The organism is Priestia sp. SIMBA_032 (assembly GCF_046535215.1).
Taxonomy (GTDB): Bacteria; Bacillota; Bacilli; order Bacillales; family Bacillaceae_H; genus Priestia; species Priestia aryabhattai.
In genome coordinates this window covers 1-330 of record NZ_JAWRXD010000304.1, presented here as the reverse complement: position 1 = coordinate 330, position 330 = coordinate 1, and the positions used below count along the sequence as shown (strand labels likewise).

Below are 330 nucleotides of genomic sequence, written 5' to 3'. Positions count from 1 at the left end.
TACATGAAATTATGAATAATACTAATTCACCTTATATCTTAAACTTACATGACATTCAGGAAGATCCACATAAAAGAAAATTAAGTGATGAATTACATTTATTCATCATGAAGCATTATCATAATCTATTTACATTTATGCTCCATCATCAGCCCTACATGTTAAAGTCACAGTTCCTAAATCTATTCGGCTACCAAAAAGGGAAAAAGAATAAATCTAGAACACTTGGTTATGCAAAATTAAAAGAGTTAGAAGATAAACTGTTAATTGGTTCTAGATCCTTTTATGGTGTGGAATATATTTATTTATCTTATCGTGCTTACTATTATT

At 27.9% G+C, this 330-nt stretch carries 1 pseudogene; it reads left to right on the top strand.

Annotation, left to right across the window (positions count from 1 at the left end):
- A pseudogene (locus SB717_RS34500) lies at positions 1 to 330 on the top strand (hypothetical protein); the annotation flags it as partial.